The sequence below is a fragment of the Rhizobacter sp. P2_H3 genome (genome assembly GCF_056403355.1).
Genome location: NZ_JBFUFQ010000228.1, coordinates 1 through 9,269 on the forward strand (window position 1 = coordinate 1; position 9,269 = coordinate 9,269).

General features: G+C 67.7%; 11 protein-coding genes. 5 read left to right on the forward strand and 6 right to left on the reverse strand.

Annotated elements, in window-relative coordinates; translation table 11 throughout:
- Positions 1 to 970: tRNA (adenosine(37)-N6)-threonylcarbamoyltransferase complex transferase subunit TsaD (gene tsaD, locus AC1D1T_RS26660; RefSeq protein WP_477992816.1), on the reverse strand; the 970-nt coding region annotated here is incomplete at its 3' end.
- 184 nt (positions 971 to 1,154) lie between these two features.
- Between tsaD and AC1D1T_RS26665 the strand changes: the two genes are divergently transcribed.
- From AC1D1T_RS26665 to AC1D1T_RS26685, 5 genes are all read left to right on the forward strand, one after another.
- Entirely contained in the window at positions 1,155 to 1,448 is a 294-nt protein-coding gene (locus AC1D1T_RS26665; RefSeq protein ID WP_465114353.1) for a hypothetical protein, read from the forward strand.
- A gap of 58 nt (positions 1,449 to 1,506) precedes the next feature.
- Positions 1,507 to 2,157 carry an ANTAR domain-containing response regulator gene (locus AC1D1T_RS26670; RefSeq protein WP_465114352.1) on the forward strand — a complete coding sequence of 217 codons (651 nt, stop codon included), beginning with the start codon at positions 1,507 to 1,509 and terminating at the stop codon, positions 2,155 to 2,157.
- A gap of 286 nt (positions 2,158 to 2,443) precedes the next feature.
- Positions 2,444 to 3,667, forward strand: coding sequence for a CmpA/NrtA family ABC transporter substrate-binding protein (locus tag AC1D1T_RS26675; RefSeq protein WP_477842180.1), 1,224 nt, complete (start codon positions 2,444 to 2,446; stop codon positions 3,665 to 3,667).
- A 22-nt stretch (positions 3,668 to 3,689) separates the two neighbouring features.
- On the forward strand, positions 3,690 to 4,595 hold the full coding sequence (gene ntrB, locus AC1D1T_RS26680) for a nitrate ABC transporter permease (RefSeq protein WP_477992817.1): 906 nt from the start codon (positions 3,690 to 3,692) through the stop codon (positions 4,593 to 4,595).
- A gap of 2 nt (positions 4,596 to 4,597) precedes the next feature.
- On the forward strand, positions 4,598 to 5,395 hold the full coding sequence (locus AC1D1T_RS26685) for an ABC transporter ATP-binding protein (protein ID WP_477827992.1): 798 nt from the start codon (positions 4,598 to 4,600) through the stop codon (positions 5,393 to 5,395).
- A gap of 284 nt (positions 5,396 to 5,679) precedes the next feature.
- On the opposite strand, the gene fdx is transcribed toward AC1D1T_RS26685, so the two are convergent.
- The 5 genes from fdx to iscU form a co-directional block, all read right to left on the reverse strand.
- The gene (fdx, locus tag AC1D1T_RS26690; protein WP_047502959.1) at positions 5,680 to 6,018 is read right to left on the reverse strand and encodes an ISC system 2Fe-2S type ferredoxin; all 339 of its coding nucleotides are present in this window, start codon (positions 6,016 to 6,018) and stop codon (positions 5,680 to 5,682) included.
- Positions 6,019 to 6,023: 5 nt separating this feature from the next.
- Positions 6,024 to 7,880, reverse strand: a complete 1,857-nt coding sequence (hscA, locus tag AC1D1T_RS26695) for a Fe-S protein assembly chaperone HscA (protein ID WP_477992818.1) — start codon at positions 7,878 to 7,880, stop codon at positions 6,024 to 6,026.
- Between the two features lie 5 nt (positions 7,881 to 7,885).
- The gene (gene hscB / locus AC1D1T_RS26700) at positions 7,886 to 8,404 is read right to left on the reverse strand and encodes a Fe-S protein assembly co-chaperone HscB (RefSeq protein WP_477828484.1); all 519 of its coding nucleotides are present in this window, start codon (positions 8,402 to 8,404) and stop codon (positions 7,886 to 7,888) included.
- A gap of 65 nt (positions 8,405 to 8,469) precedes the next feature.
- Positions 8,470 to 8,793, reverse strand: coding sequence for an iron-sulfur cluster assembly protein IscA (gene iscA / locus AC1D1T_RS26705; protein WP_047502965.1), 324 nt, complete (start codon positions 8,791 to 8,793; stop codon positions 8,470 to 8,472).
- Positions 8,794 to 8,797: 4 nt separating this feature from the next.
- Positions 8,798 to 9,217 carry a Fe-S cluster assembly scaffold IscU gene (iscU, locus tag AC1D1T_RS26710; RefSeq protein WP_477992819.1) on the reverse strand — a complete coding sequence of 140 codons (420 nt, stop codon included), beginning with the start codon at positions 9,215 to 9,217 and terminating at the stop codon, positions 8,798 to 8,800.
- Positions 9,218 to 9,269: the final 52 nt, after the last annotated feature.

Consider the following 9,269-nt stretch of genomic DNA (forward strand, 5'->3'; position numbering starts at 1 on the left):
CGGCGCCGCGCTGCAGCCGCATCGCGGCGGCGAGCGCGATCATCGCGCCGTTGTCGGTGCACAGCGCCAGCTCGGGGTAATGCACCCTGACCYGGCGCTTCGCGCATTCGGCATCCAGTTGCGCGCGCAGGCGGCTGTTCGCACCGACGCCGCCGGCGACGACAAGTCGCTTCAGCCCGGTCTGCTTCAGCGCCGCGAGCGACTTCTTCAGCAGCACCTCGACGATCGCGGCCTGCGTCGACGCGGCCATGTCGGCGCGCTGCGAGTCGGTCGGCGCATCGCCGAGCTTGCGCAGCTGCGTCATCACCGCGGTCTTCAGCCCGGCGAACGAGAAATCGAGGTCGCCGCTGTGCAGCAGCGGCCGCGGCAGCGCATAGGCATCGGGCCGCCCCGCTTCGGCCAGGCGCGACAGCGCCGGCCCGCCCGGGTAGCCGAGCCCGAGCAGCTTGGCCGACTTGTCGAAGGCCTCGCCGGCCGCATCGTCGATGCTCTCGCCGAGCAGCTCGTAGCGGCCGACGTCGTCGACTCGCATCAGCTGCGTGTGCCCGCCCGACACCAGCAGCGCGACGAACGGAAACTCCGGCGGATCGCTCGCAAGGAACGGCGACAGCAGGTGCCCCTCGAGGTGGTGCACGCCGAGCACCGGCTTGCCGAGCGCCGCCGCCAGCGCGCAGGCCACCCCTGCGCCGACCAGCAGCGCCCCGGCCAGCCCCGGCCCGCGCGTGAACGCGACCACGTCGACCTCGGCGAGCGAGGCGCCGGCCTCGTGCAGCACCTGTTCGGTGAGCGGCAGCACGCGCCGGATGTGATCGCGCGAGGCCAGTTCAGGCACCACGCCGCCGTAGGCCTGGTGCATCGCGATCTGGCTGTGCAGGGCATGGGCCAGCAGGGCCGGAACCCCGGTCGGACCGGCCTCCACCAGGGCCACGCCCGTTTCGTCGCACGATGATTCCACGCCCAGTACCTTCATCCAGCGAGTGTAGCCAGCGCACCCACGCCGCCCGCCGGCGCCAAATTTGTCACGGCGCATCCAAGGGTTTACCCTCGATTACTATCCGACCCCCTTCCCGGTTCGAGCGCGGGCGACTAACCTGCGTGACCGAGCAGTGCCCCGAAGCAATTGCCAACTACAACAACGTCGTTAGGGAAACCCCATGAAGGAATACCGCCTCTTGGCCTGGACGGAGCTGCCTGCGCCGTTCGATCGCACCGCGCACCGGCGCATGCTCAGCGACATGTCGCAGCGGCACATGACGCTGGAGCAGTTGGCGTCCATCGCCGGACTGAAGCGCCCCGAGGTGCAGCTCTTCCTTGACGCGCTGGAGGCGCAGGGCCTGCTCGAAGAACGGGAGTTCGACGAGCCGCCAGCCGATTCGATGTTCGACTCGCTGCGGCCGCTGGGCGGCTGGATCCGCCGCGCGCTGCACACGAGTTCGCAGGAGCGCTGATTCCCCGGCGATCGGCCGCGCCGCACCGCGTGGCGCGGATGTTGCTGCGCTCTGGCCCATGAAGCCGCCGCGCGCGCCGACCGCCCCGGTCCTGCGCATCGTCATCGTCGCTCCCGACTCGCTGGCCTCCGACGGCAGCGAAGGCGCGCCCGACCCGATCGAGGCCGAGCGCTCGCGGGCGCTGCGCATCGGCTTGCTGGAGAACGGCTACAACATCGTCGCGGTGCTGCCGGCCGATGTCTTCCTGCCGGAGCGGCTGGCGCAGATCCAGCCCGACATGATCATCATCGACGCCGAGAGCCAGGCGCGCGACACGCTGGAGCATGTCGTGATGGCGACGCGCGATGCGCGCCGCCCGATCGTGCTGTTCACCGACGACGACGACACCAGCCACGTGCCCGATGCGATCGCCGCCGGCGTCACCGCCTACGTCGTGGCCGGGCTGGCGCCGGAGCGAGTGAAGCCGGTGCTCGACGTCGCGATGGCGCGCTTCCGGCACGAGGAAGGCCTGCGCCGCGAACTGGCAGACGCGCGCACCGAACTCTCGGACCGCAAGGTGATCGACCGCGCGAAGGGCCTGCTGATGTCGCGCCAGGGGCTCAGCGAGGAAGCCGCCTATGCGCGGTTGCGCAAGGCCGCGATGGACAAGGGGCTGCGGCTCGCCGACGTGGCGCGGCGCATCCTCGACGTGTCGGACCTGCTCGGCTGAACGCACTGCCGCAGTGCGGCCTGCGGCGCACTTGGTGCGTTGCAACATCGCCGATGCGAACCGCCCCTGGGAAGACAGCCGTGGCACGCCACTTGCATAGTGACGTGCGGAAGGTCAACGGCGATCTTCCACAGACATCCGCACGCACCAAGGTTGGCGCGACGCGGGTCGGACGATGGCGTCCCCACCGTGCAGGCTGAGCCCGCACCGTGCGGACGCCTTTTTGTTTTTGCTTTCCGAGAACCTGAGCCACGCCATGACTAGCCCACTCACGCGAAAGAACCTGATGAGCCGCCGAACCCTGATCAAAGCCGCTGCCGCGGGCAGTGCTGCCGGCCTGGTGCCGGGGCTGCAGAGCGCCGTGCATGCGCAAGGCTCCGACAAGCCCGAGAAGGAGGAAGTGCGCATCGGCTTCATCCCGCTGACCGACTGCGCGTCGATCGTGATGGCCTCGGTGCTCGGCTTCGACAGGAAGTACGGCGTCAAGATCGTTGCGACCAAGGAGGCCTCGTGGGCCGGCGTGCGCGACAAGCTGGTCAACGGCGAGCTCGACATGGCGCACGTGCTGTACGGCCTGGTCTACGGCGTGCACCTGGGCATCGGCGGGCCGAAGAAGGACATGGCCGTGCTGATGACGCTGAACAACAACGGCCAGGCGATCACGCTGTCGAAGAAGCTGGCCGACAAGGGTGCGGTCGACGGCGCATCGCTCGCCAAGGTGATGGCCGCCGACAAGCGCGAGTACACCTTCGCGCAGACCTTCCCGACCGGCACCCACGCGATGTGGCTGTACTACTGGCTCGCGAGCGTCGGCATCAACCCGATGAAGGATGCCAAGGTCATCACCGTGCCGCCGCCGCAGATGGTGGCCAACATGCGCGTGGGCAACATGGACGGCTACTGCGTCGGCGAGCCCTGGGGCCACCGCGCGATCATGGACGGCATCGGCATCACCGCGGTGACCACGCAGGACATCTGGAAGGACCACCCCGAGAAGGTGCTCGGCACCACCGGCGATTTCGTCAAGAAGTACCCCAACACCGCGCGTGCCGTGATGATGGCGGTGATCGAGGCGAGCCGCTGGATCGACGCGAGCCTGCAGAACAAGCTGAAGATGGCCGAGACGGTGGCCGACAAGTCGTACGTCAACACCGGCGTCGACGCGATCAACCAGCGCATCCTGGGCCGCTACCAGAACGGCCTGGGCAAGACCTGGGACGACCCGAACCACATGAAGTTCTTCAACGACGGCGCGGTGAACTACCCGTACCTGAGCGACGGCATGTGGTTCCTGACGCAGCACAAGCGCTGGGGGCTGCTGAAGGAGCACCCGGACTACCTCGGCGTCGCGAAGCAGATCAACCAGATCGAGCTTTACAAGCAGGCCGCGAGCGCGATGAAGGTGAACGTGCCGAAGGAGCCGCTGCGCAGCGCGAAGCTGATCGACGGCGTCGTCTGGGACGGCAAGGAACCGGCGAAGTACGCCGACAGCTTCAAGCTCAAGGCCTGAGCGGGCCACACAGGAGAACGCCATGGTGAGTGCCGTGTTCCATTCCCCGCGCGATGCCGGCGACGAGGCTCCTGCGGCCCCGCCGGTGGTCGTGAGGCCGCCGCCGCTTCCGTCCACACCCGTGCCCGCCACGCCGCCGCCGCGGCGCGCCGTCGACTGGAACGCGCTGCTGCTGAAGGTGCTGCCGCCGGTCATCGGCGTCGCGCTGCTGGTCGCCATCTGGGCGCTGCTGACGATGAAGGGAGGCAGCTTCCCGACGCCGGCCGCCACCTTCACCGAAGCGGTCAAGTTGTTTGCAGATCCGTTCTACAGCAAGGGCCCGAACGACCAGGGCATCGGCTGGAACATCCTGTTCTCGCTGCAACGCGTGGCGATCGGCTTCGGGCTGGCGGCGCTGGTCGGCATCCCGGTGGGCTTCCTGATCGGGCGCTTCAGCTTCCTGAACCACATGGCCTCGCCGCTGATCAGCCTGCTGCGGCCGGTGTCGCCGCTCGCGTGGCTGCCGATCGGGCTGCTGGTGTTCAAGGCGGCGAACCCGGCGGCGATCTGGACGATCTTCATCTGCTCGATCTGGCCGATGGTCATCAACACCGCGGTCGGCGTGCAGCGCGTGCCGGCCGACTACCTGAACGTGGCGCGCGTGCTGAACCTGTCGGAGTGGAAGGTGATGACGCGCATCCTGTTCCCTGCGGTGCTGCCGTACATGCTGACCGGCGTGCGGCTGAGCGTGGGCACGGCCTGGCTGGTGATCGTCGCGGCCGAGATGCTGACCGGCGGCGTCGGCATCGGCTTCTGGGTCTGGGACGAGTGGAACAACCTGAACGTCACGCACATCCTGATCGCGATCTTCGTGATCGGCATCGTCGGGCTGCTGCTCGAATGGGCGCTGATCGCGGTGGYCAAACGCTTCACCTACGAGGAGGTCTGAGCATGACCGGATTCATCGAAGTGCACCAGGCCGAGATGGTGTTCCACACGAAGAAGGGCCGCTTCCACGCGCTGCGCGAGATCGACCTGTCGGTCGCGAAGGGCGAGTTCGTCACGCTGATCGGGCATTCGGGCTGCGGCAAGTCGACGCTGCTGAACCTGATCGCAGGGCTCACGCTGCCCACTGGGGGCTCGCTGATCTGCGACGGGCGAGAGATCGCTGCGCCGGGGCCCGAGCGCGCGGTGGTGTTCCAGAACCACTCGCTGCTGCCGTGGCTCACCTGCCACGAGAACGTGCATCTGGCGGTCGAGCGGGTGTACGGCGCGAGCGAGTCGAAGGCGCAACTGAAGGAGCGAACCCTGGCGGCGCTGGGGCTCGTCAACATGGGGCATGCCGCGGCCAAGCGCCCGCACGAGATCTCCGGCGGCATGAAGCAGCGCGTGGGCATTGCGCGGGCGCTGGCGATGGAGCCCAAGGTGCTGTTGATGGACGAGCCGTTCGGCGCGCTCGATGCGCTCACCCGTGCCCACCTGCAGGACGAACTGCTGAAAATCGTCGCTCGCACGCACAGCACGGTGGTGATGGTGACGCACGATGTCGACGAGGCGGTGCTGTTGTCGGACCGCATCGTGATGATGACCAACGGGCCGGCGGCGACGATCGGCGAGATCCTGTCGATCGAGCTGCCGCGGCCGCGCAACCGTGTCGAGCTCGCCGAGGACCCCAAGTACGTGCACTACCGCAAGGAGGTGCTGGACTTCCTCTACACGCGGCATGGCCACGTCGAGCAGGCCGCCTGAGCCAGCAGTGGCATCCGGACCCTGGTTTTCATCCAAGGATGAGACGGCGTTTGCTGTCCAGCCTGCGCTGAAGCTCAGCGTGCACTTCGGTTTAGTGAATTCGCGAGGAACGGAAAAGCCCTGCGCCACACAGACACACCAAAGCTGGCACAACTCCTGCTAGAACCCAGTCGGCAAGAGCGATGCGCTTGTCGTCTATCTCCTCAGTAGGGCCCAGCCCTTTCCGGACCGCCTGATCCGCGTGGATCAGGCGGTTTTTTTATCTGTGGACGTACCCACGGGAATCAGTGGTTTTCCTTGGCGTGGTTGATCGTGTACTTCGGGATCTCGATCGTCACGTCGGTCTGCGACAGGATCGCCTGGCACGACAGCCGCGATTGCGGCTCCAGCCCCCAGGCCCGGTCCAGCAGGTCTTCCTCGGATTCATCCATCTCGCCGAGCGACGAGAAGCCCTCGCGCACCACCACGTGGCAGGTCGTGCACGCGCAGCTCAGTTCGCAGGCGTGCTCGATCTCGATGCCGTTCTCCAGCAGGGCCTCGCAGACCGAGGTGCCCGGCGTGGCGGTGATCTGCGTGCCGGTGGGGCAGTACTCGGGATGGGGCAGGATCTTGATGACAGGCATGGGGCTCAGACTTCCTCGACGCGTCGGCCGGCCAGCGCCTGCCGGATGCCGCGGTTCATGCGCTCGGCCGCAAAGGCTTCGGTGCCCTTGGCCAGCGCCTCGACGGCGGCGTCGATCTGGTGGTGATCTTCGGAATCGCGGCTGGCTTCGAGCGCCGCGAGCAAGTGGGTGATCGCGGCCTGCTCGTCGGCGCCCAGCAGGTCACCGTCGGCCTCGAGCGCGGAACGCGTCGCGAGCAGCATGCGCTCGGCCTCGACGCGCGATTCGCGCAGGCTGCGCACGCGCATGTCGGCCTCGGCCGTGCTGAAGCTCTCGGTCAGCATGCGCGCGACCTCGTCGTCGGACAGGCCGTAGCTCGGCTTCACGGTGATCGCGGCCTCGACGCCCGACACCTCCTCGCGCGCGCTGACGCTCAGCAGCCCATCGGCATCGACCTGGAAGCTCACGCGGATGCGCGCCGCGCCCGCCACCATCGGCGGCATGCCGCGCAGCTCGAAGCGCGCGAGCGAGCGGCAATCGCTGACGAGTTCGCGCTCGCCCTGCACCACGTGCAGCGCCATCGCGGTCTGCCCGTCCTTGAAGGTCGTGAACTCCTGCGCACGCGCGGTCGGGATCGTGCTGTTGCGCGGGATGATGCGCTCGACCAGCCCGCCCATCGTCTCGAGACCGAGCGACAGCGGGATCACGTCGAGCAGCAGCAACTCGTCGGCACCGGCATTGCCCGCCAGCGCGTTGGCCTGGATCGCCGCGCCGAGCGCGACGACCTCGTCCGGATTCAGGTTGGTCAGCGGTGCCTTGCCGAAGAAGCCGGCGACCGCCGCCTGCACCATCGGCATGCGGGTGGAACCGCCCACCATCACGACGCCCTGCACTTCTTCCTTCGCGGCCTGCGCATCGCGCAGCACCTTGCGAACAGCCGCCAGCGTGCGCGCCAGCAGAGCGGCGCCGAGCGTCTCGAACTGCGCACGCGTCACGCGTACCGACAGCTCGCCGGACGACAGCGGACTGGCGAGCGTGGCGTGGTCGGAGGACGAGAGCTTCTCCTTCGCGGCACGCGCGGCCACCAGCACCGCACGCTTGTCCTGCGGCGTGTCGGCGCGCAGGCCGGCTTGGTCCAGCGCCCAGTCGGCGAGCGTGCGATCGAAATCGTCGCCACCGAGTGCCGAATCGCCGCCGGTCGCGACGACCTCGAACACGCCCTTCGTCAGCTTCAGCAGTGAAATGTCGAAGGTGCCGCCGCCCAGGTCGTAGACGGCGTACAAGCCCTCGGAACCGTTCTCCAGCCCGTAGGCGATCGCCGCGGCGGTCGGCTCGTTGATCAGGCGCAGCACGTTCAGGCCGGCGAGTTGCGCGGCATCCTTCGTGGCCTGCCGCTGCGCATCGTCGAAGTAGGCCGGCACCGTGATCACCGCGCCGAACAGGTCGTCGGCGAAGGTGTCCTCGGCGCGATAACGCAGCGTCGCGAGGATCTCGGCCGACACCTCCACCGGCGACTTCACGCCGTCGATCGTGCGCAGCTGCACCATGCCCGGCGCATCGACAAAATCGTATGGCAGCTTCTCGACGTGCGCGATGTCGCGCAGCCCACGGCCCATGAAACGCTTGACCGAGACGACGGTATTGGCCGGATCGATCGCGGCCTGCGCCAGTGCGCCATGGCCGATCTCGCGCCGCCCTTCGGGCAGGTAGCGCACAGCCGACGGCAGGATCACGTGGCCGGCTTCGTCCGGCAGGCATTCGGACACGCCGTTGCGCACCGCAGCGACCAGCGAATGCGTGGTGCCGAGGTCGATGCCGACCGCGATGCGGCGCTGATGGGGATCGGGGGTGCCCCCCGGTTCGGAAATTTGCAGCAGGGCCATGGTGTCTATTGTCCCAGCGCTTCGAGGCGTTGATCGACGTCGTCGGCAAAGCGCTCTACGAACATGAGGGCTCTGACCTGCTGCGCGGCCGCGGCGGTGTCATGGCGTTCGTCGAGCGTCGCGGCCAGTGCGGCGAGGGCCTGGCGGCGGTGCGCGGCGACCTCGTCGGCCAGCGCCTCGACGGCCGGCAGGCCGGCGGCGTCGTCGAGTGACTCGCGCCACTCCATCTGCTGCATCAGGAAACCGGCCGGCATCGCGGTGTTGTTCTCGGCGTCGATCGAGACGCCACCGAGCTCGCACAGGTAGGCAGCGCGCTTCAGCGGATGCTTCAGCCGCTGGTAGGCCTCGTTCACGCGCACCGCCCATTGCATCGCGACGCGCTGGGCCGCACCGCCCTCGGCTGCGAAGCGGTCGGGATGCACTTCGGCCTGCAGCGCGCGCCAGCGCGCATCGAGCTCGTCGCGATCGAGCGCGAAGCGGCGCGGCAGGCCGAACAGTTCGAAATCGTCGCTATCGAGCTTCATGGCTGGATTTCAGGCAACAAAAAGGCGCGGCTTGCGGCCGCGCCTGGTTCGCAAGCGCCGGGGCGCTAGACGCGGAACGACTCACCGCAACCGCAGCGATCCTTCTCGCGCGGGTTGCGGAACTTGAAACCCTCGTTCAGGCCTTCGCGCACGAAGTCGAGCTGCGTGCCGTCGATGTAGGGCAGGCTCTTCGGATCGACCAGCACCTTCACGCCGCGGTCTTCGAACACCGCGTCTTCGGGCGCCACGTCATCGGCGTACTCCAGCTTGTAGGCCAGGCCCGAACAACCGGTCGTCTTGATGCCCAGCCGGACGCCGACGCCCTTGCCGCGCTTGGTGATGTAGCGCGACACGTGGCGTGCCGCGGCTTCGGTCAGCGTGACGGCCATGGTCTCAGTGCGTCGTGGCAGCGGCAGTGGCAAGCGCGGACGCGCCGCTCTTGGCCTTGTAGTCGTTCACCGCCGCCTTGATCGCATCCTCGGCCAGGATCGAGCAATGGATCTTGACCGGCGGCAGCGCCAGTTCCTCGGCGATGTGCGTGTTCTTGATCGACAGCGCCTCGTCGAGCGACTTGCCCTTGACCCATTCGGTCACCAGCGAGCTCGACGCGATCGCCGAGCCGCAGCCGTAGGTCTTGAACTTCGCGTCCTCGATCAAGCCCGTCACCGGGTTCACCTTGATCTGCAGCTTCATCACATCGCCGCACGCCGGCGCGCCGACCATGCCGGTGCCCACGGTGTCGTCGCCCTTTTCGAACGAGCCGACATTGCGCGGATTCTCGTAATGCTCAACCACTTTTTCGCTGTAAGCCATTTCAGATTCTCCGTACTTCTTCTCTACAACTTCAGTGGGCAGCCCACTGAAT

Excerpts from the sequence above, each read along its gene's own strand:
- iscA (WP_047502965.1), bottom strand. The coding sequence starts at position 8,793 with ATGGCCGTCACGCTGACCGAAGCCGCGGCACGCCACGTGTCGCGCTAC.
- AC1D1T_RS26675 (WP_477842180.1), top strand. The coding sequence starts at position 2,444 with ATGAGCCGCCGAACCCTGATCAAAGCCGCTGCCGCGGGCAGTGCTGCC.
- fdx (WP_047502959.1), bottom strand. The coding sequence starts at position 6,018 with ATGCCTGTCATCAAGATCCTGCCCCATCCCGAGTACTGCCCCACCGGC.
- hscB (WP_477828484.1), bottom strand. The coding sequence starts at position 8,404 with ATGAAGCTCGATAGCGACGATTTCGAACTGTTCGGCCTGCCGCGCCGC.
- AC1D1T_RS26685 (WP_477827992.1), top strand. The coding sequence starts at position 4,598 with ATGACCGGATTCATCGAAGTGCACCAGGCCGAGATGGTGTTCCACACG.
- iscU (WP_477992819.1), bottom strand. The coding sequence starts at position 9,217 with ATGGCTTACAGCGAAAAAGTGGTTGAGCATTACGAGAATCCGCGCAAT.
- AC1D1T_RS26665 (WP_465114353.1), top strand. The coding sequence starts at position 1,155 with ATGAAGGAATACCGCCTCTTGGCCTGGACGGAGCTGCCTGCGCCGTTC.
- AC1D1T_RS26670 (WP_465114352.1), top strand. The coding sequence starts at position 1,507 with ATGAAGCCGCCGCGCGCGCCGACCGCCCCGGTCCTGCGCATCGTCATC.
- hscA (WP_477992818.1), bottom strand. The coding sequence starts at position 7,880 with ATGGCCCTGCTGCAAATTTCCGAACCGGGGGGCACCCCCGATCCCCAT.